Here is a 24,519-nt window from a genome sequence, read left to right on the forward strand (position 1 = left end):
TGGAGCATCGCGGGTGTCTTCGCGGATGAGCGGCATGACTTCGTGGGTCGCGTGGCGCCACCGTCGCGCGCTGCTGTGGACCGCGGCGGCCGCGGTGGCGTGCGGGTTCCTCGTCGCCCTGGAGATCGCCGCACGCGGCTACGGCGAACCGGGCCCGCTCACCACCCAGCTGCAGGCCCTGGTCCTCGCCCCCAAGTCGGGTCCGCTCTACGGCGGCCTGGCGCTGATGATGGTGGTCCTGACCTGGCGGCAGCGGTTCCTCGCGGCCGGCACGGCGGTCGGCATCGACACCGTCCTGCTGCTGGTCCGCTGGGCGGCCGGCGCCGAGATGCCCGAGGGCGTCGCCTTCGGCACGGGCGCGCTGTGGGTGATGCTGGGCACCGCCGGCATCGCGCTCACCCGCCGCACCGGCCCCGAACGCGTCCTGCTCCTCAAGGGCGTGGGCCTGGGCTTGCTGCTGGTCGCCGCCCGCAAGGTCGGCGACACCTGGCTGTTCATCACGGCGAAGACCCGCCCGACGGTCCTCGACCAGTACGTGGCCGTCGCCGACCACGCGCTGGGCGACCCCTCGTGGCTGGTGGGCCGGATGCTCCGGGCCACCGCCCCGATCGGCCCGCACGTCATCCAGCTCGTGTACGCCCAGCTGGCCGTGGCCGCGGTGGTCGTCGCCTGCTACCAGCTGCGCCACGTCGTGACCGAGCGCCGCTTCCCCCGCCACCACCTGGTCCGCACGTTCCTGCTGATCGGCCTCCTCGGCCCGGGCGTCTACATGCTCTTCCCGGTGGTCGGGCCGGTCTTCGCCTACGGCCCGGGCGCCTCCGGCACCGGCGGCGTCGAGTGGGCGGTGGCCGACCTGTGGCCCCACACCCCGCCGCCGCTCACCGCCCCGGTCCCGATGACGTACGACGGGATCACCCCGCGCAACTGCATGCCCAGCCTCCACACGGCCTGGGCGCTCGCGATCTACATCCACACCCGCGGGACCTCACGGCTGCTGCGCTGGGCCGGCACGTTCTGGCTGGTCGCCACGCTCACCGCGACCCTGGGCTTCGGCTACCACTACGGCGTGGACCTCGTCGCCGGCGTGGTCTTCGCCCTCACGGTCGAGACGGCCCTGCGCGCCCACGACCGCGGCTGGGACCGCCGGGGCGCCGGACTGGTCGCCCACGGCGCCACGGTCTTCGTGGCCCTGCTGCTGTCGTACCGCTACGCGCCGACGGAGCTGGCCCGGTACCCGGAGATATCCGGCCCCGTCCTCATCCTGGCCATGGCCTCGGTGATCTACGGCTACATACGGACGACCAGACACTGGACCCCGGCACCCGGACCCGCCCTCCAGCCGGAACCACAGCCCGCGCCGGCCCGGGCGTCCTGAGGGGGGCGGGCGTTCTGAGGCGAGCCGGGCGTCTTGAAGCGGGCGGGTGTCCTGGGGCGGGCCGGGCGTCCTGAGATGGGCCCCTTGAAGCGGGCGGGCGTCCTGAGGCGGGCCGGGCGTCTTGGATGTCCTGGGGCGGGCCGGGCGTTCTGGGGCGGGCCGCATCACCGGAGCCCGCGGTCGTCCCGGATCCGAGACCCACCGGGCACGCCCGGGCCACGTGACGTCGCCTGCTCGGATGCCCCTCTCCTCGGGGTACCGGGCCGGTCACAGGGCCAGTACCGCGCGCACCCTGTTGCCGCCCCCGGCGAGCCTCGCGATGTCGAGGCGCTGCGCCAGGCACCGCACCATGGCGAGACCCCGTCCGCTCTCGCTCCACGTCGTCAGCGGCCGTACCTCCGGCAGCCCGGGGCTGCCGTCGTAGACCTCGACCGTCACCTGGGTGTCGGACACGTGCAGGCACAGGCGGCAACCGCCCCCGTGCCGCGTCGCGTTGGTGACCAGCTCCGAGACGATGAGGGCCGCGTCCCCGATGTGCTCGGCGTCGAGCGGCCCCGCCCCCAGGGCCGGCCGGGCCAGGAACTGTGCGGTCAACGTCCGTGCCCTGCGCGCCGATTGCGCCTCGTCGGGCAGGTGGTACTCGACTCGTGCGGAACGCCGATGGGTACGCCGGTGCGTACGCATGGCGGATCACTTCCCCTCCTGGGTCACCGACCACCCTGGCCGCGACCGCTCGCCCCGCCGCGGAACGTCGCGTCCGGCCGGGCCTGCCCCCTCGTGATGCCCCGGGCCCGTGATCGCCAACCGGAAACGGGCGAGCCGCGGGGCGCACTGCCGCTGAAGGCCTCTTACCCGGGGCGCGTGCACCCGGCCCCCGGCGGCGGTCCCTCGCGCACAGGTTCCGGCTGGAACGCACGCCGTTCGGCCGTCCGAGGGCCGCCTGTGCCCCGAGCCCGAGCCCGGGGCGAGGACCGCTGCGCACCCGTCACGAGCAGCGGACTTCGTCACCTCTCGACGGCGGCGCCGGTGCTCGCCCGGATCGCTGCGCACCCTTCGCGAGCAGCAGGCTTCGTCGCCCCTCGACGGCGGCGCCCGTGCTCGCCCCGTCCCGCTTCCCCGCGTCGCGAGACCGGCGCGGTCACCTCCCGCGTGCCGTCGCACGGCCGGATGCGGGGCACACGGCTCCCGATCGCGCACCCCAGCAGGGGGGATCGGCCGCGCGGGGAGCCTCGGACGGCCGTCGTCGCGGATCGGATCAGCGGCGACGACCGTCGCGAAGTGAATCAGCGGCGGCGACCGTCACGGACGGGTGCGGCGGTGGCGGCCGTCGGAAGACGCTCGCGGCGGAGCCGCGCCGCTCAGGTGCGCAGCAGCCGTCCGGTGATCTCCCGGTACTCCCGCAGGGCGACCCGGAGTTCGGCGGCCCGTGCCTCGGGGTCCCGTACCTTCGTGTCCCGTGCCTCCGGGTCCCGTGCCTCCGGGTCCCGTGCCTCCGGGTCCCGTGCCTCCGGGTCCCGTGCCTCCGGGTCCCGTGCCTCCGGGTCCTGGTCCCCGGAGTCCTGGTCCCCGGAGTCCTGGGCCTCGGGGTCCTGGGCCTCGGGGTCCTGGGCCTCCCAGGCCGCGCGCAGGACGCGCCGCCGTTCCGCCAGGGCGTCGACCAGCGCCGCGGTGGCCTCGTCGAAGGCGCCCTCGGCCTCCGCCAGCGCCTCGTCCGGGGTGCTCGCGAAGGTGTTGACGGCATGCCCGAGGCGCCGGGCGATCCTGTCCCGTTCGTCGGAGGGGACCAGCGGCTCCGGCCCGTGGGTGCGGCGCCCGGCGGCGCCGGCGCCCGGGGGCCGGTCGGCGGGTTGCTGGGCGCGTGTCTGGTCGTACATCGTCGTATGCACCGTTTCCGTTGTGCTGGGGTTCGCCGCCCGAGACGCCCTCGGTCTTCCCGGCGGCCTGCCACACGCTGCCGGAGAACCCGGCCGGCCCTGCCCTTCACGGCCCTGCGCCCTGCTGTCAGTCAACGTCCGGCGATGATCCGTGTCAACGTGCCCCGGCCGACGTGCACCGGCCGCGGGCCGGGCCGTGGGCCGGGACCCCGGTTCGGGGTCCACCGCCGGGATCCGTCGGGCCCCGCTCCCACCAGGCCCGCGGGAGTAACGTGGTGAGGGCACCTTCAGATCCCCTCCCAGGCTCCCCGGACACGCCGAGCCTCGAAGACGGGCGGCTCATCATGGTCGACTCCGACACACCCCCCGGGACGGGCCCCGTGCCGAGTGCCGGTCTCTCCGGCGTGCGGCCGGGGAGCGCACTGCTCCGGCTGGAGACGACCGAGTCGCGCGAGGGCATCCTCGACGGCGCGTGGTGGCCGCGGTCGCGGGACATCGGCGCCGAACTGCCCGCCCTGGTCGAGGCCCTCACCGAACACCTCGGTCCGGTCGACCGGGTGGGGCTGGACGCCGGGGCCTGGGAAGGCCTCACGACGCGGATCGTCGTCGACGACCGTGTCGTGCACATCGACTCGTTCGCGGTCGGTGACGACACGGTCCTGATCACCAGGGCGGACGAGGAGATCCTCTCGTTGCTGGTGGTCCCGCCGGACGCCACACCCGAGGCCGCGCACGCCGCCATGGCCCAGGCGGTCCGGAGCGACAACCTCGCCGGGGCGGGACAGATCCTCCTCGACACCGGCTCCGGCAGCGCGGCACCCTGACCGCCTGCCGCGCCCACCCTCAGGCGCGGGCGGCCAGCGCGGTGGCCATGAGCGGCTCCGCGTCCTCCTCCGCCGTCTCGGGCGGCACGACCAGCAGGTCCCAGCGGCCGTGGCCGGGGGCGAGCAGGACCACGGTGTCCGGGGCGTGCCGTGCGGCGGCCCTGCGCAGGCGTACGACCTTGTTGCACACGAGCATCCGGCCCGGTGCCGCCGACCAGGCCGCTCCGTTCACCGTGACGCCGGCGATGTGACCCCAGGCGCGCGGCAGCCCCGCGAGCAACTGCGGCAGCTCCGCCAGCAGGTCGTAGGAGCGGGGCCACCACACCCCGTCGAGGCGGCGCGGCAGCGGACTGTCGGGTGCGAGGCGCAGACGCAGAGGGGGACCGGTGGGCGGTGACGGCGGTGCTGTGTTGGTCATGACGAGTCCTTCGGGCCGGTGAGGCGCGGTTCGGGTCGGGCGCGGCGGTCCCGGCCGCTGAGCCGGCCGGTGGGTACGGGGAGCGCGGCCGGGCCCGGCGCCGCAGCGGTGCCGCGCGGCCGTGTCCCGCCGGTCAGTCGGCCGGGCGCACCGGCCCGCCGCGCCAGGGGGCGACGGCGCCGGTGGTGAAGAACAGCAGCACGCTCCTGCGCGGGTCGGGTTCCGGTGGCGGGCCGGCGGCACGAACGCCCCGCGCGGGAGCGGTCGCCGCGCCCGGGCGGAGGCGGGAGCGAGGGGACGGACGGGAGGGCGGGGAGGGCACCGGCGCCGAGGGGCGCGGCGGGGGAACGGTGACGGGCTCGGGGGCCGAGGGCATCGTGCCGACCTGTCTCGGGAGACCTCGCGCTGCGGCGGGTCTTCCGGCGAGTGTGTCGCGCCGAGGGCGAGACCGGCGCGGAAGCCGGTGTGCGACGTGCCCTCAGTGCCTCCACCGTACTCCGTCGCCCCGTACGGCCCCGGCCGTACGGGGGCACAAGCCCCGCCTCGTCCGCCCCCGTTCCGGGTGCCGTCCGCCCACGCCGTCCGCCGCAGGGCCCGCGCGGCCGGGAGTACGGTGGAGGGACCGGGAGCTCCTCGCGCACCGGCTCCGACACCGGTGCCGCCCTCGGCGACCGACGACACCGGGCCGGGTCCGCCCGCGCCCGGGGCAGGGCTGGCCCCATGACCGTGAACGTGCCGGTTCCGCCGACCACCGCCGAGCTCCCCGGGGGGACCGTCCGTCCGGACCGGCCCGGCACGGGCAAGCCGCGTCGGCCGGGGCCGGAGCGAGGCTCCTCGCCACGCGCGGGCGAACGCGTCCGTGAGCTGACCCGGGGTCAGATCGAGGACCGCATGGGGGAGCTGGGCGACCTGTACGCGCAGACCTCGGGCGGCGGCCCCTGGGCGTGGAACCAGGCCCGCAGCGCCTTCCTGCGGCGGCTGGCGGCGGACCTGCGGCGACCGGGGTTCGAACTGGTGATCGCGGAGTCCACGGAGCTGACCGGATGCGCCTACGGCTTCCCCGTGCGTGGCGACGGGCCCTGGTGGGAGGGGTTCGACGGGCACCTCCCCGGGAGCCTGCTCCGCACCGCCGCCTCCGGGCGCCTCTTCGTCGTCTCCGTGATCCTCGTCCCGCCCCGGGTGCGCAGGGAGAACCAGGGCCGTCCCTGGAACCTCGCCCGGCGCCTGCAGCAGCGGCTGCTCACCGACCACGGTGCCGCGCTCGGCGTCATGCTGGTGAGCCGCTCCGACAGCAGGACCACCGAGGCGCTGCGGTCCTGGGGGTGGCGGTGCCTCGAAGGCGACACGCCCCGGCCGTCGGCGTTCGCGCGCGGCCCGCTCCGCGTTCTGCTCCTCGGGGTGTGAGCCCGTCGGCCGACGTCGGCCGCCCGTCGCCCACTTTTTCGCCCGTTGACCGTCGCCCGTCGCCCGTCACGGCATCGGCAGGCGCAGGGCGAGCAGTGCCACGTCGTCGGTGCTGCCCGGCGCATCCGGGAGTGCAGGTGGTCGCACAGTGTGCCCGGCGGGGCGACGCCCAGGTCTGCCCGCCCGCGCGCCCGGGGAAGCCATCGGCGCGGGTGGCGGGCAGCCGGCGCCTCAGCAGTACTCCCTCGTCCGGCCGGCGGAAGGACGGCGTCCGAAAGTCGCCGCCCCAGCCGTTGCCTGCCGTCTCCTGCCGTCTTACGCGGGGATCCGCGCGCTCCGCAGCGGTGCTCGCGCCCGATGGAGACTGGTGAGGGCCAGCCGGTAGGAGGCGATCAGCCCCGTCTCCTGGTAGTCCACCCCCGGCTCCTCGCAGTGACGCCTGACGATGGCCCGGCCTTCGAAAGCCTCGTCCGGGACCCACTTCCTCCGAAAATGTTTACAAAACGGACAAGACGGAGTCAGAGTCGAGTGAGGGCAGGAGGCAGCCATGACGGTCCTCGCGGTGTTTCTTCTCGTCATCGGGACGATCCTGATCTCCCTCGGGGCGTTGCTGACCCTCATCGGAATCACCCTGGTCGCTGTCGCGGCCTTCTTGCTCATCCGGAGAGCACTGAGGCGGGAGGAGTAGGGGGCGGCCGCAGCACGGCTGGTCCGTAGCCGGGGGACCGGAGCAGGCCCGGAGTGTCGGAAGGAGCGCGTGATGGGCAGGGGCGCGGTGGGCTTGATCGCGGGAATGGCGCTGGGGTTCGCCGCGTACTTCGGCGACTTCTGGGCCTTTCTGCTGGTGCTGGGACTGGGCGTCGTCGGCCTCGTGATCGGGCGGCTCATGGACGGCGATCTCGAACCGGGCGACTTCCTCCGCCGCCGGGACCGGCAGGACCGCATCCGCGATGACCGGCGCCGGGCCGGGGGGAACCGGCTGCGCTGACCGGTCGGCCGATCGAGGGCCCCGGCCGGCGCCCGGACCGGCGGGGGCGTGGATCCTCCGATGGTCCGGCGCGAGCGGCTGACGAGACCCGCGGAAGCGCCGGTAGGAAAAATGCTGCATCCGGCCCCGGCCGTTTGAATTCAAGCTATTTTCCCAGCATTGTGCGCCGTCTGAATGAGCGCCAATTCTTCTGTCTTGTGCAAGTCGGTTACAAGGATATTTCTGCGTAATATGCCGCTGCGTAAGAGCAACAAGGCTTTCCGGGTGATCGGCAGGGCCCGGTACGCCACGGTCCTCAGAGGATTGGCCTTTTCCGATGAAGCTGAAGATTCCACAAGCGGCTGACCGGCGTTCCCTGTCCGGCGTGCTGGCGTCGGTCCTCGCGGCGACGGTCGCCGCCGTGATGGTCGCCGTGACCCCGACCCCGGCCCTGGCCATCGCCACGGCCCCCGGACTGGGAACGGCGTCCAGCTATTCCGTTCTGGCGGGCGAGGGCGTGACCAACACCGGCCCGACCGTGCTCTACAACGACCTCGGGACCTCCCCGAACCCGGCCGTGACCGGGTTCCCGCCCGGCGAGGTGCGCGGCGCGGTGCATCGCGCGGACGCCCAGGCCGCCCAGGCCAAGGCCGACCTGGTCCAGGCGTACAACAACGCGGCCGGCCAGGCTCAGGACTTCGCACTCGGTTCGGTGATCGGTGCGGGCCAGACCCTGGACCCGGGCGTCTACACCCGGGAATCCGGCGGTGTCCAGATCAACGGCACCCTGACCCTGGACGCCCACGGCGACCCCAACGCCGTCTGGGTCTTCCAGATCCCGTCGACCCTGATCACCGCGTCGTCCAGCCAGATCCTCCTCACGAACGGCGCTTCGGCGTGCAACGTGTTCTGGCAGGTCGGTAGTTCCGCCACCCTCGGCACCAACTCCGTCTTCGTGGGCACGATCATGGCGCTGACGTCGATCAGCGTGACGACGGGGACCAACATCGAAGGGCGTGCGCTGGCGCGGAACGGCTCCGTGACGCTCGACAACAACAGGATCTTCCTCGGCGGGTGCGCGGGTGCCACGACGGGTGGCACGACCACCGGCACCACGACCGGAACCACGACCGGCACGACCACCGGCACGACGACCGGCACGACGACCGGCGGAGGGCTCCTCGGCGGCGGTCTCGTCAGCGGCGGCCTCGTCACCGGCGGTCTCCTGGGCGGACCCATCGCCTCGCCGGGCAGCACCTCGGGCAACGTCGCCGGCAACACGTCCGGCAACACCGCGGGCAACACGGCCGGCAACACCACCGGCGGGAACGGCGCGAACGGCGGCGGCCACGGCGGTAACGGCGGCGGCCACGGCGGTAACGGTGGTGGCCACGGCGGTAACGGCGGCGGCAACGGCGGACACGGCGGCGGACACGGCGGCGGACACGACCACGGCAAGCCGGGCCATGACGACAAGCCAGGAAGGCCGGGCCACGGCCACGGACACGGCAAGCCCGGTCACGGCGACGACTCCGGCCACGGCAAGCGGCCCCACGAGGACTACGGCTACGGAGACCAGCCCCACGAGAAGTACGGCTACGGAGACCAGCCCCACGAGAGCTACGGCCACGACGGCGCGCCCAAGGGGCACGAGGACGACGACCACTCCAAGCGCCACGACGGCTAGACAACGCACCACGGTCGGCCCGCTCACCCGATGACGGCGCGCGGCGGAGTCTCCTCGACTCCGCCGCGCGCCGCCGGGCGTGGGCAGCTGATGCGAGAAAGGCGGTAGGCGATGTCGAGCGGAATCGACGCAGCGGACCCGAAGGAAATCCAGCACTCCGATTCCGGCCCGGATGTGCGGGAAAGCCCGGACGACGCCACGGCTGCTCCGCCCAGGTTGCCGAAAGGCGCCCGTGCCCTCCGCACGGGTGTGTGCGCCCTGGTGGTCGTGTGCGTCGTGGCGAGTGTCGCGCATGTGTTTCTGGTGTTTCTCCACGTGGCACCGGCCAACACCGTCTCCAAGCGATACGGCCCGCAGATCAATGCATGGGTGTTTCCCTTCTTCGAACAGAATTGGCGACTGTTCGCCCCGGATCCGGAATCCGTCAACCGGCAGATTCTGGCGAGAACCGCCCACACCGATGCCGACGGCTCGTTCGAGGTGGGTCCCTGGGTCGATCTCAGCGCCGTGGACGGCTCCGCGGTCGAACACCATGTGTTCCCGAGCCACACGGCACAGAACATGCTGCGTCGCGCCTGGTCCGGCTACGTCGACTCGCACGGAGGAGACGACACGGCGCGCACGGAGCGCGCGGTGATGATGCGGACGTACCTGACCAACATCGCCGCGGACCGCCTCGCCGCCCAGGCAGGCCACACGTTCGACTTCGTCCAGCTCCGCGTCGTCACGCGGCCCGTCGCCGCGCCCGGATCGAAGGCCGGCACTCGTCCGCCGAAGCCGTCCGAGAACCGGCTTCTGCCCTGGTGGAAGGTGACCCGGCATGCCGAATGAGACGCGAAGGACGGCGCTTCCCGCCACCGGCCCATGGCTCGGCGAACGGATCACCGCGGGGTGGAACCTCCTGACCGGCCGGCCGGTGTCCCTGTACGCCGCGTCGGTGCTGCGCATCGGCTACGGGCTGCTCTACCTCGTCTTCCTGCTGCGCGAGTTCCCGCACCGGCACGAGATCTGGGGCCCCGGATCTCCCTGGACTCCCGCCCTGGCCCGCGGGCTCTTCGCGGAGACGGGCTGGGTCAGCGTGCTGGTGCTGTCCGACAGCCGGGCCTTCCTCGAAGTCTGCTACGGGCTGGCCCTCGTCACGTCCGCGCTGTTCATGCTGGGCTGGCGGACCCGCGTCATGTCCGTTCTCTTCGCCGTCGTGGTGACCTCCTTCCACGCGCGGGCGATCTTCATGACGGACGGCGGCGACAACCTGATCCTGCTGATGGCCCTCTACCTCGTCCTCACCGCCTGCGGCCGGCGCTGGTCCCTGGACGCCCGCAGAAACAGGCGGAAGCCGGTCCCCGCCGACCGTGCGCCGGGACCGCCGGGACACCCCCTCGTCCGGCACCTGCTCGACGCGCGGGGCGTCCTGGTCACGGTCGTGCACAACTGCGGCATGTTCCTCATCGCGGCGCAGGTCTGCCTCCTCTACGGATCAGCCGGCCTGTACAAGGTGCAGGGCAGCACCTGGGGCAACGGGACGGCTCTTCACTACGCCCTGAACCTCGAACTCTTCCGGCCCTGGCCCGTGCTCTCGGACTTCGTCGACGGGCACGCGCTCATGATCGCCGTCGCCGGTCACCTGACGGTGCTGCTGCAGGTGGCCTTCCCGTTCGTGCTGTTCGGCAGGCTCAAGTACCCCGTCCTCACGATGCTGCTGGGCATGCACATCGGCATCGCCGTACTCATGGGGCTGCCGCTGTTCTCCGGGGCCATGATCGTCGCCGACGCGGTGTTCCTGCCCGACCGCTTCTACGCCTTCCTGCCCCACCTCGGGCGACGCGTGCTGCGGCGCACGGACGGCGGCGAGCCGGCACCGGTACGGGAGGCGGGCGCCGGAGCCGTCCCGGCGCAGGGCGGACCCGGCGACGCAGTCGCCTCGAAGTACCCGGCGGGGCTCCCCGCCGAGCGGAAGGACACCCATGACCGTCCCGAGCCCGCGTCCCCCGGGCTCCCTCCGCAACGGCCCTGACACCGCCCGGGGGCGGCCCCGGTCACGGCCGCTGTCCCTCGCGGGCGGCGGACGCCTGCCCGGTGTCCGCGCCGGAGCTGACGTGCCGCTGTGTCTCCTGGGGGCCGCGCCAGTCCAGGCACACGACGGTGGCATCGTCCTCGAGCGTGCCGCCGGCGGAGTTCCGGACCGCTGACGTCAGCTCCAGCGCGGCCTCCCGCGGGTGCAGGTCCCGGGTGTGCTCCAGCAGGGCGGCGAGGTCGACCTTGCCGCCGTGACGTTCGACCATGCCGTCCGTGAACAGGAGCAGACGGTCACCGGGACGCAGGTCGAGCTGCTGGACGCGGTAGGGGCGTTGCGCGAGCCGGGAGAGGCCGAAGGGATGGTCCACCTCGCAGGCGACCACCTCCGCGGCCCCTCCGCGCAGGCGCAGCGGCCACGGGTGACCGGCGTTGACGAACCGTGCGTGCCCGGTGCGGAGGTGGATCCGCAGCAGCTGCCCTGTGGCGTGACCGTGTCCGTGTTCGGCCAGCGCCTGGTCGGCACGGTGGGCCTGCTCGGCCAGGCCGGCTCCCGCGCGGCGGGCGCCGCGCAGCGCGCTCACCAGGACCGTGGCGGCCAGGGCGGCGGCGATGTCGTGCCCCATGGGGTCGGTCACCGACACGTGCAGGGTGTCGCGGTCCAGGGTGTAGTCGAACGTGTCACCGCTGAGGTCCTCGGAGGGCTCCAGGCTCCCGCACAGGGTGAACTGCGCCGCCTCGCAGGACAGGGACGGGGGCAGGAGCTGGTACTGGATCTCCGCTGCCAAGGTGGGCGGCACGGAGCGCTTGCCCCAGGTGTAGAAATCCGTGAAGCGCCCGTTGGCGATCACGATGTAGGCCAGGACATGGGCGGCTTCCCCGACCGCCGCCAGGACGTCCTCGCCGGGGTCGGCCGGCAGGAGCAGTTCCAGCAGCCCCATCGCGTCCCCGCGGTTGGTCACCGGCATGATCACCCGATGCCCCTGGTCCGTCGCCTTGTGATACAGCCGCTGGGTGCGGATCACCTCCTCGTAGACGCTCCCGAACAACGGGATCCGTTCCGCCTCCCGGTCCCCCGTCGCAGGGGCCGTGGAAAGCCGTGCCACGGCCCTCCCGGTCAGATCCACGACGAGGAAGGAGACCCTCGCCGCCCGGAAACGCCGCCGCAGGTCTTCGGCGACCACATCGGCGGCGTCGACCGGTGCGGCCGTCTCCGCTGCCGTCAGCAGCCGGGAAAGCTCACTGTGCCCACCACTCACGACCGCGGTCCCTTCCGCCGGCCCCCTCACTACCAGCTTGGGAACCTTCGCGACGGGCGTCAATCCGCCGCCGCCCCCGATCGCCCGGGCGCCCCGCCCTCCTCGCTGAGGGGCACGAGGGCGCCGGCGCGCGGAGCGACATCCCCACCCGCCGAAACCCGACGACGTACGGCAGGCCCCGACCTGCGCCTCAGAGATGCTGCTTGACTGCTCGGACGAGTCGGCTGATGCCGTCACGGGTCCGGACCCTGGCGTCGTCGAGTTCGGTCCTGCCGCCGATCTTGGACAGCGCCGTGACGTCTGCGAGCACGTCCTCGGCAGCCCGGCTCAGCGTCTCGTCGTCGATCAGCATCTGCACGCGAAACAGGGCCTCCTGCGCGGCGGAACGCAGGTCGTAGGCACGGACCCGCACGACGTCGGGGTCCTCCGGCGGCGGCTGCTCGTGCTCGCAGAACCAGAGGTGAACGAGACAGCGCCGATAGTTGATCAGGGCGCCGGCGTAGGCGGAGCAGGCGTCGAGCCGTTCCTGCCGCAGCTTCTCGCGACGCGTGAACCGATGGCTCCTGTCGACGGTGCGCTGCTGGAACGCCAAGGTGATCCCCGAGCCGAGCAGCGTCCCCAGGACGGCTATACCGCTGGCGATGATGGTCTCCACGCCCCAAGCCCATCACGACCTGCCCGGACCGGAGGCCCTCAACCCAACTCCTGCGCCGAAACGCCTCCGACCGGGACACCGTTGCAGCCGGGAGCAGAAGAGAGAAGCAGGCCACTGACCTGACCAGCGCCGACATATATCCACTCGGATGGAACGAGCCGGACCCGCTGGCCTGGGGACGTCCCTGGTACGAGGGCCTCACCCAGTTCTTCGGGGTTGCCGCCAGGGCGGACGACGCGATACTCGTCTGGCTGGATTGACGGCGTGTGACGGAAGTGGGCCTCTAGCTAGGGGCAGGCGCGGGTCAGTCAGTCGCTGCCGCGACCTTGGGCACGTACGCCGATGTCGGGGAGCCCGAGATCGGTGGAAGCGGCCAACGAGTGAGCTGCGGTCCTGAGACGGTTCTCCCAACCCGGGAGTTCGTCCGCGTCCATCCCTTCGCTGTAGTCCGCGGCGATGGAGAGGAACTGTGTCTCTTCCGACGTGTGGGCTGCGACCGTCATCGACAGCCGGTCGACCACATCCCTGGGGCTCAGCTCGGCCTCCGCGAGACCGATCGCCAGGCTTACGAGGAGCCGGCGGCCGGCTGTCTCCTCGTCGGGCAGGGACACGCCGAGTTCGTGCAGGGCTTGGACGTACAGCTCACGGATCTCGGACTCGTCGCTTCTGCGCGGAAGGCCGGCCAGTTCGCACAGCGCGGGGGAATCCCGCCCGTCGACGAGCGCCTGAGCAGCAAGCATCGGAAGCTCCGCGGGCGTGAGCGTCTCCGCCACATACTGCCAAGCGCTGCGCTGCAACCGGTCCATGCGCTCATCGTGAGAGGAAAAGGGCCTTCAGGCCACCTGTTTACTGCCCCGGCCTCGGCGTCCTAAGGGGCGACGGCCATGCCCTGTCATCCCGCGGGCTTCGTGACTACGACGCACTGAAACAGGCGCTGCCAGGCTCTGCGCATCGCCGAGACCTGCGCCGCCCAGGGGTGTGGGAGACGTAGCATCCGACCCGCTCCGCCTGGCGCGCGCTCACCCTGCCCGCCGGCGCCTGAACCACCGGGTGGGGTCGTACGGCGGCATCCATCCACAGCCTGTGGATGGGCGCGCCAGCGGACAGCAGAAGCGGTCAGGTTGCGGGAAGCCCTTCAGGATGTGCTGGAGGTGCATGACCTGGTAGGGGATGGCTGGCCCTCGGCAACAGGACGTGGGAAAGGCCCCGACATACATCAATCCGGTACATGGACTACTCTTGGTACATGTCCATGAAGCGCACCAACGTCTACGCCGACCCCGAGGACCTGGCCATCATCAAGGAGGCAGCCAAGCGCCGAGGTATAAGCGAGGCCGAGATCATCCGACAGGGCATCCACCTTGCAGCCATGGCGAACCGGGTCTGGGACGAGCCGCTGTTCTCACGCACCTTCGAAGGGCCGGGTCGCACGCTCGACAAGCAGGAGGTCGGCGACACAGTCGCCGAGGCCGTCCGACGTGAGACCGGCTCGGGTTCCGGATCCGCCGCGTGATCATCGTCATCGCCGATACGTCCGGCCTTCTGGCAGCCCTGGACTCGGCTCATCCGGAACACCGGGCGGCGAACGAGGCGATCATGGCGGCCGGCCTGCTGGTCATGTCGCCGCTCCTGCTGGCCGAACTGGATCACGTGGCGACGCGTGAACTCGGCAGGGAGGCTGCCCTCAGCGCGGTCGACGACCTGCGGCGCTGGATGAGCCGGGGGCGTGTCGTCATGCCGGAGATCACGGAGGATCACCTGGGCGCCGCCCAGTCCGTCCGTGTCCGCTACCGCGCGCTGGACCTCGACCTCGCCGATGCGGTGAACGTGGCGCTTGCCGCCGACTACGACACGGACACCATTCTCACCCTCGACCGCCGAGACTTCCGGGCCGTACGCCCGTTGGGCCGCCACAAGGCGTTCCGGGTACTCCCCGACGACCTCCCGCTCTGACGCAGGACTCGCGGTGGCCAAGTGCCCGCTCTCATAAGGGGTTTGTGTCCGCCGACGGCGAGGCACGGTGCGCGGTAAGCGGAGCGAGCTGCCTTGAAGGCAGTGATGGAGTTGTAACTCACTCTGGCATGCAGGCCATCGGGAAGACGTGTGCGCACTCAAGGCGTTCGGTGCCCTGTCGGTGGGCCAGAGGCAGGAAGAGCACAGGGTGGATCGTCCAGGTGATCAGGGTGTTCGCGTGGGTTACCGACACCGCGCAGGGCTCGGCCCGCAGGAGGGCTCGTCTCGTGTCGATACGACCGTCGCGCAGCCACTCCCAAGCCTGGTCGCAAGCGGCCGCGTCCAGAGCCGGTGAGATCGTGCGGAGCGCCACCGCGACCCAACGGTCCGCCTGAGCCGCCGAGTGGGCGTCGAACGATGCCACCAGGGTCGGACGACCCCGCCTCATCAAGTCCTCCGTCCAGCATTCGCACCAGAAGCCCCACTGCGCCGTCGTCGTCGGCATCAGTGGTCGCCCGGCTGGATGCCCGTCGAGGTAGCGGCAGTTGACGCGCGGCGGGGAGGGGCCTCAGCCGAGTCGTTCGAGGTGGAGCAGTCGTACATGCCGGCCACCTGGCGTCCGCGCTGCCGTTGGGGGAGTGGTCGGCCAGCGCGGGGACGGTCCGAGGGACCAGGGCTGAGTTGCCGGTTCGGTGGGGTGGGCAGGTTGATCTCGGCCCAGCAGCGTTTGCCCTCGCATGTCCGCTCGGTCCCGTAGCGGCCGGCGAGTACGGAGACCAGGAGCATGCCTCGGCCGTGCTCGTCGTACGCGTCCGGGGGATCGAGCTTCGGCGGCGACGAGTTGGCGTCATCGACCTCGATCCGCACAGCGTCAGGCAGACGGCGGAGCATCAGGGAGATGCGACCGGTGCCGGCGTGCTGCACTGCGTTGGTGAGGAGTTCGCTGAGTACGAGTTCGGCTGTCTGCAGCACCTCGGCGTCCAACTCACCGCCCCAGTGCCCTAGGGCTTTCACCGCTCGGTGCCGGGCGTCGGTGACGGCCGGTGGGCTGGCGGGTACCGGCAGGGCGAACTCGTGCGGCTTCATCAGCGGCCCTTCTGGAGCGGGTGTGACCGTTTCAGGCAAGCAGGCCGGTGCGATCAGCGACCGGGAAGGTGCGGGCGCTGCATTGGTCATGCACGTTCTGCATGTCAGCAACGTCCGCCGCTTCTAGGCTCGTTGAGCAGGCAGGATCGGCGGCGGAAGGAGCCGTGTCAGATGGCTGGAGCACACAGTGAGGCGAGACGGATCGGTGAAGTGATCCGCCGTGCTCGGGTGGCACAAGGCCGTTCGCAACAGGATGCCGCTGCCTCCTTGGGCTACCACCAGTCCAAGGTGAGTCGGCTGGAGAGCGGGCGTGGCACGGACAGCGTGGGGGTACTCCGTGCGGTGGCCGACGAGTTGCGCATTCCAGCGGAGGAACTGGGTCTCGCCGTCGCCGGTGAAGGCTTGACTGTCGATGCGGAAGCAGAAGGGATGCAGCGCCGCACGTTCATCGCCGCGAGCGTGGCGGTGAGTACTGCCGCCCTCGCTGCTTCCACCGACCTCTACGGCAGCCGGGCTCCGGGCGCAGGCTCCGCCGACGTGCAGGACGACCTTGTGCGGGCACTGTTGCCGGGAACCAGCCCGGCAGGTACCGGAGCCGGCCTGGAGACGCACTCCCTTCGTTCGCGTGTCGGCGCGGCTCGCAGGCTTTTCCACCTCTGTGACTACCAAGGGCTGGAGCAGGCGCTGCCCGGTCTGATCGCGGACCTGCGACTGGCGTCCGGTGGTACGGCCGACAGCGCCGACCTCTCAGGATTGCTGGCCACCGCGTATCAGACCTTGACCAGCCTGCTGCTCAAGCAGGACGACCAGGGCAACGCCTGGCTCGCCGTCGGCCGGGCCATGGCCGAGGCCGAGCGTTGCGGCGACCCGGTCGTCCTCGCTTCGAGTGTCCGCGTGCAGGCCCACGTCCTGGCCCGCGCGAAGCACCCGGCTCAGGCCGTCAGCCTGGTCCGGCACACCGCCGAGCGGCTCACCGGGTCCTACGACCGCAGGTCTCCGCAGTATCTCGCCGCCCTCGGACTGCTGTTGCTGCGCGGTGTCACCTCGGCCGGCAGCGGCGGGAACCGTCCCGCTGCGCGGGAACTGCTCGCGGAGGCGAAGCAGGTGGCGCGGTACGTGGCGTTCGACCGACCCGATGCCTGGGCCAGCTTCAGCCCCACCAACGTCGCCCTGCACGAGGTCAGCGCCCTGGTGGCCTTCGGAGACGCCGGTCTCGCCCTCCAGACGGCCCGCCCGCTCATGCGCCGTCCTCTTCCTGTTCCGGAGCGCCGGGCCGCGCTGTGGGTGGAGGCGGCCCGTGCCTACAGCCAGCAGGGCCGGCTCGCCGACGGCTACCAGGCTCTGCGCATCGCCGAGACCTGCGCCGCCCAGGATGTCCGCCGCCCCGCCGTCCGTGAGCTGGTCGCCGACATGGCCGCCCGCGATCGCCGTCGTACTCTGCCGGAGCTGCACCGCTTCAGCCGCCGACTGGGAGCCACCGCGTGAACGAGCCGAGCGCCTGGGACAAGAGGCCCTTCCTGTACGTCGTCGTGTGCGCCTGCGGTGTCGCCGGTGACGTCGGCAGGCTGATCACAGCCGCGCAGGGCAGGGGGTGGGACGTGGGAGTCGTCGCCACCCCGCAAGGTCTGGGGTTCCTCGACGCCACGGCGGTCGAGGCGCAGACGGGGTATCCGATCCGCTCCGCCTGGCGCGCACCCGGCGATCCTCGTCCGCTCCCACCGGCGGACGCCATCGCTGTCGCCCCGGCCAGCTTCAACACGGTCAACAAGTGGGCGGCCGGCATATCCGACACTCTCGCTCTGGGCGTGCTCTGTGAGGCGTACGGGATGGGTGTTCCCACAGCTGCCCTCCCCTACCTGAACGCCGCCCAAGCGGCTCACCCCGCCTATCGGCGCAGTGTGGACCAGCTCCGGGAGATGGACATCCTGATCGGCTCGTACGAACCCCACCGGCCCAAGGCAGGCGGTGGCGCCGACAGCTTCCGGTGGGAGGAGGCCCTCGATCTCCTGGAACCGCGCCTTCGCTTTCGGCCGTCGGCCGGCCGGTGAACCTTGCGGCTGAACCACCGGGTCGGGTCGTGCACTGGTCATGGAGATCGGGCGAGCTTCTGATACGGGCCTACTGATCACGAGGCACCACGACCGGCTTCAGGTTGCTGACCTGTCTCTAGACTTGTTCTTCCTCGCCCTGGTTCCCTGCTGCTCCTCGCCCGATCTGGCGCGCTGGCGGGGCGGATCCTGAGGTGCTGGGCAGCACGCCATCGGTCGCCGACAGGGACTCGTGCAGTGTGACGAACGAGCTCCTTCAGGTCACTCGCGACCATGACCGAGGCGAGACGTCCGGCACACGCCACGACCTCGTGCCACGCCCGCGAGGCGAGGTGTTCCTCGACGGTGTCGTGGGGCGCGGCGGCTGTCCTCTTCCACGGGCTTGAGGGTAGCGGCAGCTTGCGGAGCAGCTGCCTGAGTGCAGCGTGCCTCGCATGTGTCCACAGCCTGTGGACGGATGTGCGGCCCCTGTGGGCGAATCCGCCCTCGGATCTGGCACGCGGCCAGTGATCACCCCGGACAGCAAAAGGGCCCAGGTCTCTGACCTGGGCCTTCTTCGTGGAGCGGGTGACGAGAATCGAACTCGCGCTCTCAGCTTGGGAAGCTTGGGTCCTCTGAGTGCGGTTGGGCTACTGAGCTGCGGTGGCGACGAGTCGACGCTGGATGAGCGGTTCGTTGACGCCCCGTGGTTCCCCGCGGTTCCCCGCACGATCTGGCACGCCTATGGCACGGCCAGGGCTCAGCCGCGGGGCCGATCGGCGTACGGGCGGAGGATCGGGTGATCAGGACGCTCCCGGTTGCCAGGCTGCTGGCAGGATGCGCCCATTCGGCAGGGAAGAGCCTGCTGGCGGGAGAAGGCCAGACGGGGCGGCCCCGCTCGCTCCGTCGAAGCGGGCCGGAGACCTGGACGCGCTGAGAGCCGTCCGTTCCCCGAGGGGACGCACGGCTCCCAGTTCGCTACTGCGGTGGTCGGAGGTCGATCCGGGCCGTCGACGTGGTTACTGCGACCTTGACCAGTCGTCTACCCGCACCGGAAGAAACGCCCGGAGCTGGTCGGTGTACGGCATCACGGTGCGGTTCTTGCCCTTGATGACGAGGCCGCGCTTGACCAGAGCGTTCACATCCCGAGGTACTGTGCGCGCCCCCTTGTCGGCGTAGTCACGCGCCAGCCGAGGCGTCAGGTCAGGGATCGCGGAGGTAGGGGTCAGCACCCCCCAAGGAAGATCCAGCACGAGTCGCCGCTGCCGCAGGCAGGCCGGCGTCTCGCTGCCCTCGAACTCCTCGTGTACGAAGTTCTGCCAGGTCACGGCCATCTGTTGGACCCGAATTGCCTCGATCTGCTCGCGAAGGCCATCCACGAAGCCCTGTAGGCCGTATCGAATGAAGTTGGCGATGTCGTACGGCTTTCGACTCGTCATGGCGAGCTGCCGGTAGTACTCGCTCCGCGTCCGGTTGTAGTGATCGGACAGCACGTGAGCCGCGACAGTCGGAGCCCCGGCGGCGAGCAGCAGCTGGAATTCCATCAGGCGTGCAGTGCGACCATTGCCATTGCCGAAGGGATGAATCCATGCCAGGTACAGATGGGCGAGGATCGCTGAGACGAGAGCCACAGGCTTGCGGAGAGACTCGGGCGCTTGAGACAGACCGTTCAGCCATTCGCACAGCCGCTCCAGCAGGTGGTCACACTCCTCCGCGGGAGCGCCCCGATACACCGATCCCACCAGTACGCTGTCCGAGCGCACTTCACCCGGGACTACTCCCTCCTCCGGTGGAAGGTCCTTCAGTACGATCTCGTTGAATTGCTTGATCCGCTCCGGCGTCAATGTGAGCGGTCGCCCTTCGATGACGTCCCTGATGATCAGGTTGTAGCCCTCGACGATGTTGTCGACCTCTTGACCCAGGTATTCCTGGGAGGGGGGCAGCTTGAGGTCATGATCGATGCGCTTGTGCACCTCCTCCTCGGACAACGTGTTGCCCTCGATGTGGGTGGTGGCATGCACGCCCTTGGTCAGGTACACCGCATTGAGCCGCCGAGCCACTTCGGGCTGAAGGGGCACGCCGGAGATGTGCTCGCACTTTGAGATGGCCTCACCGAGCAGCATCCATGCCACGTGGTCCAGGTCGTTCAGGTCGATGTTGAATGTGATCCACGGGTGCGTCTCCGTGTATGTCTGCCCCATTGGCCCCTCCGGTCCCCACAAAGGCCCAGTTCACAGGCAATCTGCTCGCAACCTACCCCTGTTTTTGTCCTCAGTGTAGGCACACTACAGGGGGCTTGGGCAGGGGCGGATGGCGGCCATGCTGTTCAGGCCAAAGTTGCCCCGAAAGCCCTAGCGGCTCACCGCGGCGATGGGGTCACCGGATGGGGGTGCCCCGCGGCCAGGAGGTTTACGGGCCCGCCTCTGCTTCGTAGGTCGGGTGCCCAGTGCGCAGGGGTGCCGGTCCGCCGTGCTGCGCCAGCTCGGCCGTCCACGCGGCGATGTGCTGGTACTTCCTCTCCGTGGTGTGGCCGTCCCACACGGCCCGCACGTCGAGGGTGCCGACGCGCTCGACGTGCTGGAAGAGGTCGGCGTCCCGCGGGCTGATGTGCCAGGAGCACTGCCAGCCGCCGATAGTGAGGTAGACGATCTGCCAGCCGGGCTCGTCCCTGAAACCGACTTCCTCAGGTGCCATCTGAGTGGGTCAGCAGGCAGGCTGCCTGAGCCGGCAGATTTACAGCGGGCTCAGTTAACCACCCTCTACCTGCAACTTTCCCGATTTCGCTCGCTGTCGGGGGACATGTGGGGATGTCGAACATGGCGGGCTAGCGAGACCGCTTCAGAGTCGCATCTGACAAGCGCTTAGAAGATGCGGGCAGGCCCTTATGGTCACGTCTCGTCGGTGCGTGCCGATGCCGTTGCCAACCGCTGAGCGCTGTCGCCGTTCGTGCTCGTTGCCGTCAGCGCTGCCGTCACTGCCGTCGGAGCCTCTGTACGACCACTCACGGGTTACGAATACCTTACTCGGCAGGGACCGCCTCGCGACGGTCGTCGACGAAGGGCTCCCCCGCACATCATGCGTTGAGGTGCACGCTTTTGCGTAGTCATCGGTCTGGCTCAGGCGATCTCCTGTGCTGTGAAGTGCTCGATGTCGCCTGTGTCGAGGCATGGCGACGCAGCGGCCCAGAAAGACAGGAAGTGCTTTCGGAGGTAATCTGAGAGAGGTGCGCGTAGTGCTACCTGCGAGTCACCGTTCAGAAGAAGGCGCGGAATTATGCACGGTTCCGCTGCGCTTAAATGGCCTCGGCCACGGCACCCACGGCACCACCGCCGACGAGGGCACCGAGGGTGGTCGCCTGCCCCGATTACCAATGAGTATCAATTGGAAGCCGGGAATCATGATCGACCGCAAGATATTCTGCGAGAAGTGCCGTGGGCGCCGCATCGGCGATACCCCGCATTGCTTGGAGCATGCAAGCGAAGCGGATTTTCGTTCCTATCTATTGAGCCTGCCGCCACACGCGAATCTAGACTTGCGTGCCACAAAGATAGACGCCGACCGATTTGGGGAAATTAAGCGGCACCTCAACAATGAGATGGGTGTCATTCGGTTCGATGATGCCCGATTTACAGGAAAAGCGGACTTCTTTCATGTAAGTTGCGAGCGGGCATACTACTGCCGGACGCACTTCCTAGGTCTGGCAGATTTCAGGCATGCGAATGTTGAGCGAATTGCCGACTTTAGCGATGCGCAGTTCATCGGCGAGGCCCAATTTGGTGACGCAACGTTGAATCGAGCCAAGTTCACAGGGGCTCAATTCAGCGAATTGGCCTCATTTGATGACACTGTATTTCAGGGGCCGCCAGGTTCGACGCGATTTGATTTTACATATTTCAGCCGTGGCGTCGAATTCGCAAGGGTCAAGTTCTTCCAGGGAGTTACCTTTAAGAAGTCTCTTCTGATTGGCACAATCAGCTTCGGTGACGTTAAATTCTACGGAGAGGTCAATTTCACTGGGGCGCATTTTGGTGACGATGTCTGGTTCACCGGGTCCACAAAATTCAGCCACTCTGCCTCTTTCGAAGATGCGGTATTTCCTGCCGGTGCCGTATTTGAGCGAGTTGTTTTCGCAAGTGACGTTATTTTTGCGTCTGCGCGTTTTGGTGATGACGTGTGGCTTTGGCCGATTGCCGTTGCCGGTAGTGCGGTCTTCAGAGGGGCCATATTTGAAGGGAGGGCACTTCTCGATGTTGCCGCCTCTGAAGTGTGGTTCGACCGGTCTCGGTTCGTTCTAGGAGGTAGGGCCCGCCTCCGTTATGCGCACGTGAGTTTGGAGAGTGCTACATTCGCGCAACCCATGCTCATCGCCGCTGTCAGCGAGACCTTCCGGAGCCCGTATATCCCGGATGCGCTGCTCGATGAGGGTGAAGTGGAAGAGAAAGCCCGTCAAGCTCTCGGAGAAACGGATGGATCAATAGTAAAGTTGGTCTCTTCAAGAGGAATAGACGGCGAGAATCTGACGATTTCTGGCCTCGATCTGAGTGTATGTCTATTTGCGAGTGCTCACAGACTGGACGGACTCCGTATTGAGGGTTGCGAGTTCATGCGCACGCCTTCAACAGGGTCGAAAAAACTCTACGGGAAACTGTGGCGTTGGTCATCGAGGCAGGTCCTGGTAGAAGAAAGTCACTGGCGTGCAAGCCAGCGGCTCAGGAATGGATGGAGAACCATTGAACAACATCCTCCTCTGACAACGGCATTTCCCGGGGGTGTATCGCCACGGCCTGTAGAAGAGCAGAGTCCAGAAACTATTGCCGCTACCTATCGGGCGTTGAGAAAGTCTGAGGAGGATAACAAGAACGAACCCGGGGCGGCAGATTTTTATTATGGGGAAATGGAAATGCGACGCCACGCCGACTCCACTAATTTCGGCGAGCGCTGTATTCTTTATGCCTACTGGGTCATCTCTGGCTACGCCCTTCGCGCGTGGCGGGTAGTCGTAACCCTGATAGCATTTGTCTTTGTAATCGCGCTACCGCTTCAGCACTTCGGCTTCGCAGGGAAGTGTTTGAGCTATCCTGAAACCGCTCTGTACGCCATGCATTCCGCAATTTACCTCACGAGTATGGATTCCATAGAACTCACGGCGTGGGGGCAGCTGATGCGGATATCAATACGGGTCGCTGTGCCACTACTAATTGCTTTGGCCTTGCTGTCAATTCGTAACCGCGTGAAGCGATAGCATGACAGAGCGAGCTATTCCCCATCCGGGCGTACTCACTTTAGATCAGGCTCATGGTCTGCGTTGGTCCTGCCATATTTTTAAATGCCATGAGTTCGTTCACCACGCAGGAATCTTTTGGATACGCGATGGGGTCACAGCCTGCATTCCCGTGACGCAAGATGCAGCACTGAGTGTGGGCAGGCGTAAATGACAACGAAGGTCGGCGGAACGGCTTTGGGCTGGAGCTGCTTTGGCGCGAGTGATCATGGCGCCGTAAGCTTCCGGCGCGTCGGGCAGTCTGTGGACCTGCCCGCTAGAGCACGACGTTGGGGCCATGATCTTCGAGGCTCGCGCCAAAGTGGCTGCCTAAAGCCGTGGAGCCGACCGCCCCAGCCACGACGTTCCCCTCTTCTGGCATCAGGTGGCCGCTTGCTGTGCGTCGCGGCACGGGCGCCGGCCGGGCTGGAGCGGGGCGGAGACAGGAGCGCAGGCCCGGACGGGGGCCGGGCCGCGCGCGGTGAGCGGAGCGAGCCGCCCTTGAACCCGTGAAGAAGGTTGTTACTCAGGAGTGGCCGTGATGCGCCACAAGGGAGCGTCGTACTGATCCGGACGTCCGTTGATGAGCAGTTGGCGCAGGTCCTCGCGCAAGGAGCCGTTGAGGTTCAGGGCCTCAGTGATGCGGCGGAACGTCGTGTGGGTGACTCCGCGGTTCCGGGCCTCTGCTTCGAATTGGCCGAGCTGAGACAGCACGGCCTCACGGTCGAGCGGTGCTGGTGGCTGGTCCTTGAGCCATGCGGCCTTGTTGCGCTCGTAGTCGATCTCCGAGTAGCCGCAGATTTCGCGGCTGTGTGCCTCGACCTCGTCCAGGGTGGCGGTCGTCAGGATGGCTCGGGCCAACTGGTTGCGGGTCAGCGCCTCGTCCAGGTCGACCTCATGGACTGTCGGTCCTTCGTCGGTGAGGGGGACCGGAAGGCCGGCGTCTCGCATCTCGCAGGTGCCGCGTACGCCTCGGGCTGTCGCAGCGAGCATCCCGGTCGCCTCGGAGGGGTGCCACTCCAGGACCGAGCGGATCGGCTCGACGTCCTTCGCTGTGAGGGTGTGGATGAGCGGGCCGAGCATGCCGCGCAGTTCGTCGAGAGGGAGTTCGCCATCGAGGCCGGGGCCCGTCACCAGGAGGCGGACAGGCGCGTTCACCTGGCAGCACGCGGCGAGTGTGACGGCGTCGGCAAGCGGACTCTTCAATGTCGGCTCATCGCCGCGGGCGAGGATGTCGCCCCCCACGTCCAGGAGGTCGATCGACTCTGGTGACAAGTGGTCCACCAGTTCTTCGAGTTGGCGGGTGACACCCTCGACTCCGCGGCGCGCGTCGATCAGCGCGAACGTGTGCCGGAGCTCTGCTGCGAGTCGGGGGAGCGTCGAGCCCGCCGGAGCGATGGGACGAGCCTCGGCCGGCACTGCCCAGACTGCTGGGGCCAGGTGCTGGAGGCCGGTGAAGTTGGCCGGTCCTCGGGGACCCGGAACCGGGTCGATCAGAAGACGGTCCCACGCGTACGTGAGGATCACCGCCTGGTCCACGTCGCCGTAGAGGGCGGCGTGCATCATTGCGGCGGCGACTGCGTCGCCCCCTCCTCCTGCTGCGACGATCAACCGCGTCATGCGTCTCAGCCTACGGGGTGGGGGGTTGACCACTCACCCTATAGTGGCTAGAGGCCATAGCCACTTGTATCGAGAAGCAGGCCTCAGCTCGGTAGCG

24 protein-coding genes and 1 pseudogene are annotated in these 24,519 nt (G+C 69.1%); 14 read left to right on the top strand and 11 right to left on the bottom strand.

Annotated elements, in window-relative coordinates; genetic code table 11:
* Window positions 1-34 precede the first annotated feature (34 nt).
* Complete coding sequence (locus tag ACPXCS_RS05355) at window positions 35-1,375, top strand: phosphatase PAP2 family protein (RefSeq protein ID WP_425944030.1); 1,341 nt, start codon at window positions 35-37, stop codon at window positions 1,373-1,375.
* A gap of 267 nt (window positions 1,376-1,642) precedes the next feature.
* Here ACPXCS_RS05355 and ACPXCS_RS05360 read toward each other — a convergent pair whose 3' ends face one another.
* Both ACPXCS_RS05360 and ACPXCS_RS05365 read right to left on the bottom strand, forming a co-directional pair.
* Window positions 1,643-2,059, bottom strand: a complete 417-nt coding sequence (locus ACPXCS_RS05360) for an ATP-binding protein (RefSeq protein WP_425944028.1) — start codon at window positions 2,057-2,059, stop codon at window positions 1,643-1,645.
* 896 nt (window positions 2,060-2,955) lie between these two features.
* Window positions 2,956-3,249, bottom strand: a pseudogene (locus ACPXCS_RS05365) (hypothetical protein); the annotation flags it as partial.
* A 344-nt stretch (window positions 3,250-3,593) separates the two neighbouring features.
* Between ACPXCS_RS05365 and ACPXCS_RS05370 the strand changes: the two are divergent.
* Window positions 3,594-4,073, top strand: a complete 480-nt coding sequence (locus ACPXCS_RS05370; protein WP_425944026.1) for a DUF5994 family protein — start codon at window positions 3,594-3,596, stop codon at window positions 4,071-4,073.
* Between the two features lie 19 nt (window positions 4,074-4,092).
* Here the strand turns inward: ACPXCS_RS05370 and ACPXCS_RS05375 are convergent, their stop codons facing one another.
* Entirely contained in the window at window positions 4,093-4,491 is a 399-nt protein-coding gene (locus tag ACPXCS_RS05375; protein WP_425944024.1) for a DUF5994 family protein, read from the bottom strand.
* Window positions 4,492-5,211: 720 nt separating this feature from the next.
* On the opposite strand from ACPXCS_RS05375, the gene ACPXCS_RS05380 reads away from it, so the two are divergent.
* The 6 genes from ACPXCS_RS05380 (at window position 5,212) to ACPXCS_RS05405 (ending at window position 10,563) form a co-directional block, all read left to right on the top strand.
* Window positions 5,212-5,895 carry a hypothetical protein gene (locus tag ACPXCS_RS05380; protein ID WP_425944022.1) on the top strand — a complete coding sequence of 228 codons (684 nt, stop codon included), beginning with the start codon at window positions 5,212-5,214 and terminating at the stop codon, window positions 5,893-5,895.
* A gap of 547 nt (window positions 5,896-6,442) precedes the next feature.
* Window positions 6,443-6,583, top strand: a complete 141-nt coding sequence (locus ACPXCS_RS05385; RefSeq protein ID WP_425944020.1) for a hypothetical protein — start codon at window positions 6,443-6,445, stop codon at window positions 6,581-6,583.
* A gap of 72 nt (window positions 6,584-6,655) precedes the next feature.
* Window positions 6,656-6,883 carry a hypothetical protein gene (locus ACPXCS_RS05390; protein ID WP_425944018.1) on the top strand — a complete coding sequence of 76 codons (228 nt, stop codon included), beginning with the start codon at window positions 6,656-6,658 and terminating at the stop codon, window positions 6,881-6,883.
* Window positions 6,884-7,199: 316 nt separating this feature from the next.
* Window positions 7,200-8,549, top strand: a complete 1,350-nt coding sequence (locus tag ACPXCS_RS05395; protein WP_425944016.1) for an ice-binding family protein — start codon at window positions 7,200-7,202, stop codon at window positions 8,547-8,549.
* Window positions 8,550-8,660: 111 nt separating this feature from the next.
* Window positions 8,661-9,380 (top strand): DUF5819 family protein, encoded by a 720-nt coding sequence (locus ACPXCS_RS05400; protein ID WP_425944014.1) that lies wholly within the window; start codon window positions 8,661-8,663, stop codon window positions 9,378-9,380.
* Window positions 9,370-10,563, top strand: coding sequence for an HTTM domain-containing protein (locus tag ACPXCS_RS05405; RefSeq protein WP_425944012.1), 1,194 nt, complete (start codon window positions 9,370-9,372; stop codon window positions 10,561-10,563). Before ACPXCS_RS05400 ends, ACPXCS_RS05405 begins: the two co-directional genes overlap by 11 nt.
* Window positions 10,564-10,585: 22 nt before the next feature.
* On the opposite strand, the gene ACPXCS_RS05410 is transcribed toward ACPXCS_RS05405, so the two are convergent.
* Window positions 10,586-11,821: a PP2C family protein-serine/threonine phosphatase gene (locus tag ACPXCS_RS05410; RefSeq protein WP_425944010.1), complete on the bottom strand. Its 1,236-nt coding sequence runs from the start codon at window positions 11,819-11,821 to the stop codon at window positions 10,586-10,588.
* A 190-nt stretch (window positions 11,822-12,011) separates the two neighbouring features.
* Window positions 12,012-12,476, bottom strand: a complete 465-nt coding sequence (locus ACPXCS_RS05415) for a hypothetical protein (RefSeq protein ID WP_425944008.1) — start codon at window positions 12,474-12,476, stop codon at window positions 12,012-12,014.
* A gap of 119 nt (window positions 12,477-12,595) precedes the next feature.
* On the opposite strand from ACPXCS_RS05415, the gene ACPXCS_RS05420 reads away from it, so the two are divergent.
* On the top strand, window positions 12,596-12,736 hold the full coding sequence (locus ACPXCS_RS05420) for a DUF1877 family protein (RefSeq protein ID WP_425970913.1): 141 nt from the start codon (window positions 12,596-12,598) through the stop codon (window positions 12,734-12,736).
* Window positions 12,737-12,784: 48 nt separating this feature from the next.
* Here the strand turns inward: ACPXCS_RS05420 and ACPXCS_RS05425 are convergent, their stop codons facing one another.
* A complete protein-coding gene (locus ACPXCS_RS05425) occupies window positions 12,785-13,282 on the bottom strand; it encodes a hypothetical protein (RefSeq protein ID WP_425944006.1) in 498 nt (165 codons plus the stop codon).
* A gap of 440 nt (window positions 13,283-13,722) precedes the next feature.
* On the opposite strand from ACPXCS_RS05425, the gene ACPXCS_RS05430 reads away from it, so the two are divergent.
* Window positions 13,723-13,989, top strand: coding sequence for a CopG family transcriptional regulator (locus ACPXCS_RS05430; protein ID WP_425944004.1), 267 nt, complete (start codon window positions 13,723-13,725; stop codon window positions 13,987-13,989).
* Window positions 13,986-14,429 (top strand): PIN domain-containing protein, encoded by a 444-nt coding sequence (locus ACPXCS_RS05435; protein ID WP_425944003.1) that lies wholly within the window; start codon window positions 13,986-13,988, stop codon window positions 14,427-14,429. Before ACPXCS_RS05430 ends, ACPXCS_RS05435 begins: the two co-directional genes overlap by 4 nt.
* 118 nt (window positions 14,430-14,547) lie before the next feature.
* Here ACPXCS_RS05435 and ACPXCS_RS05440 read toward each other — a convergent pair whose 3' ends face one another.
* Together ACPXCS_RS05440 and ACPXCS_RS05445 are read right to left on the bottom strand one after the other, a co-directional pair.
* Complete coding sequence (locus ACPXCS_RS05440) at window positions 14,548-14,934, bottom strand: hypothetical protein (protein WP_425944001.1); 387 nt, start codon at window positions 14,932-14,934, stop codon at window positions 14,548-14,550.
* Window positions 14,934-15,605, bottom strand: coding sequence for an ATP-binding protein (locus tag ACPXCS_RS05445; protein WP_425943999.1), 672 nt, complete (start codon window positions 15,603-15,605; stop codon window positions 14,934-14,936). Before ACPXCS_RS05445 ends, ACPXCS_RS05440 begins: the two co-directional genes overlap by 1 nt.
* A gap of 81 nt (window positions 15,606-15,686) precedes the next feature.
* Here ACPXCS_RS05445 and ACPXCS_RS05450 point away from each other — a divergent pair, with 81 nt between their 5' ends.
* A complete protein-coding gene (locus ACPXCS_RS05450) occupies window positions 15,687-17,000 on the top strand; it encodes a helix-turn-helix domain-containing protein (protein WP_425943997.1) in 1,314 nt (437 codons plus the stop codon).
* Window positions 16,997-17,563 carry a flavoprotein gene (locus tag ACPXCS_RS05455; RefSeq protein WP_425943995.1) on the top strand — a complete coding sequence of 189 codons (567 nt, stop codon included), beginning with the start codon at window positions 16,997-16,999 and terminating at the stop codon, window positions 17,561-17,563. The genes ACPXCS_RS05450 and ACPXCS_RS05455 overlap by 4 nt, the downstream gene beginning before the upstream one ends.
* Window positions 17,564-18,561: 998 nt before the next feature.
* Here the strand turns inward: ACPXCS_RS05455 and ACPXCS_RS05460 are convergent.
* Together ACPXCS_RS05460 and ACPXCS_RS05465 are read right to left on the bottom strand one after the other, a co-directional pair.
* The gene (locus ACPXCS_RS05460) at window positions 18,562-19,743 is read right to left on the bottom strand and encodes a Fic family protein (RefSeq protein ID WP_425943993.1); all 1,182 of its coding nucleotides are present in this window, start codon (window positions 19,741-19,743) and stop codon (window positions 18,562-18,564) included.
* 208 nt (window positions 19,744-19,951) lie between these two features.
* Window positions 19,952-20,236 carry a hypothetical protein gene (locus ACPXCS_RS05465; protein WP_425943991.1) on the bottom strand — a complete coding sequence of 95 codons (285 nt, stop codon included), beginning with the start codon at window positions 20,234-20,236 and terminating at the stop codon, window positions 19,952-19,954.
* 529 nt (window positions 20,237-20,765) lie between these two features.
* Here ACPXCS_RS05465 and ACPXCS_RS05470 point away from each other — a divergent pair.
* A complete protein-coding gene (locus ACPXCS_RS05470) occupies window positions 20,766-22,784 on the top strand; it encodes a pentapeptide repeat-containing protein (RefSeq protein WP_425943990.1) in 2,019 nt (672 codons plus the stop codon).
* Between the two features lie 540 nt (window positions 22,785-23,324).
* Here the strand turns inward: ACPXCS_RS05470 and ACPXCS_RS05475 are convergent.
* The gene (locus ACPXCS_RS05475) at window positions 23,325-24,422 is read right to left on the bottom strand and encodes a DUF1152 domain-containing protein (protein ID WP_425943988.1); all 1,098 of its coding nucleotides are present in this window, start codon (window positions 24,420-24,422) and stop codon (window positions 23,325-23,327) included.
* Window positions 24,423-24,519 lie beyond the last annotated feature (97 nt).

It is taken from the genome of Streptomyces sp. DT190 (assembly GCF_049846985.1).
Classification (GTDB): Bacteria; Actinomycetota; Actinomycetes; order Streptomycetales; family Streptomycetaceae; genus Streptomyces.

Excerpts from the sequence above, each read along its gene's own strand:
- ACPXCS_RS05405 (WP_425944012.1), top strand. The coding sequence starts at position 9,370 with ATGCCGAATGAGACGCGAAGGACGGCGCTTCCCGCCACCGGCCCATGG.
- ACPXCS_RS05440 (WP_425944001.1), bottom strand. The coding sequence starts at position 14,934 with ATGCCGACGACGACGGCGCAGTGGGGCTTCTGGTGCGAATGCTGGACG.
- ACPXCS_RS05475 (WP_425943988.1), bottom strand. The coding sequence starts at position 24,422 with ATGACGCGGTTGATCGTCGCAGCAGGAGGAGGGGGCGACGCAGTCGCC.
- ACPXCS_RS05355 (WP_425944030.1), top strand. The coding sequence starts at position 35 with ATGACTTCGTGGGTCGCGTGGCGCCACCGTCGCGCGCTGCTGTGGACC.
- ACPXCS_RS05385 (WP_425944020.1), top strand. The coding sequence starts at position 6,443 with ATGACGGTCCTCGCGGTGTTTCTTCTCGTCATCGGGACGATCCTGATC.
- ACPXCS_RS05380 (WP_425944022.1), top strand. The coding sequence starts at position 5,212 with ATGACCGTGAACGTGCCGGTTCCGCCGACCACCGCCGAGCTCCCCGGG.
- ACPXCS_RS05445 (WP_425943999.1), bottom strand. The coding sequence starts at position 15,605 with ATGACCAATGCAGCGCCCGCACCTTCCCGGTCGCTGATCGCACCGGCC.
- ACPXCS_RS05400 (WP_425944014.1), top strand. The coding sequence starts at position 8,661 with ATGTCGAGCGGAATCGACGCAGCGGACCCGAAGGAAATCCAGCACTCC.
- ACPXCS_RS05465 (WP_425943991.1), bottom strand. The coding sequence starts at position 20,236 with ATGGCACCTGAGGAAGTCGGTTTCAGGGACGAGCCCGGCTGGCAGATC.
- ACPXCS_RS05460 (WP_425943993.1), bottom strand. The coding sequence starts at position 19,743 with ATGGGGCAGACATACACGGAGACGCACCCGTGGATCACATTCAACATC.
- ACPXCS_RS05360 (WP_425944028.1), bottom strand. The coding sequence starts at position 2,059 with ATGCGTACGCACCGGCGTACCCATCGGCGTTCCGCACGAGTCGAGTAC.
- ACPXCS_RS05375 (WP_425944024.1), bottom strand. The coding sequence starts at position 4,491 with ATGACCAACACAGCACCGCCGTCACCGCCCACCGGTCCCCCTCTGCGT.
- ACPXCS_RS05390 (WP_425944018.1), top strand. The coding sequence starts at position 6,656 with ATGGGCAGGGGCGCGGTGGGCTTGATCGCGGGAATGGCGCTGGGGTTC.
- ACPXCS_RS05425 (WP_425944006.1), bottom strand. The coding sequence starts at position 13,282 with ATGGACCGGTTGCAGCGCAGCGCTTGGCAGTATGTGGCGGAGACGCTC.
- ACPXCS_RS05450 (WP_425943997.1), top strand. The coding sequence starts at position 15,687 with ATGGCTGGAGCACACAGTGAGGCGAGACGGATCGGTGAAGTGATCCGC.
- ACPXCS_RS05430 (WP_425944004.1), top strand. The coding sequence starts at position 13,723 with ATGTCCATGAAGCGCACCAACGTCTACGCCGACCCCGAGGACCTGGCC.
- ACPXCS_RS05370 (WP_425944026.1), top strand. The coding sequence starts at position 3,594 with ATGGTCGACTCCGACACACCCCCCGGGACGGGCCCCGTGCCGAGTGCC.
- ACPXCS_RS05395 (WP_425944016.1), top strand. The coding sequence starts at position 7,200 with ATGAAGCTGAAGATTCCACAAGCGGCTGACCGGCGTTCCCTGTCCGGC.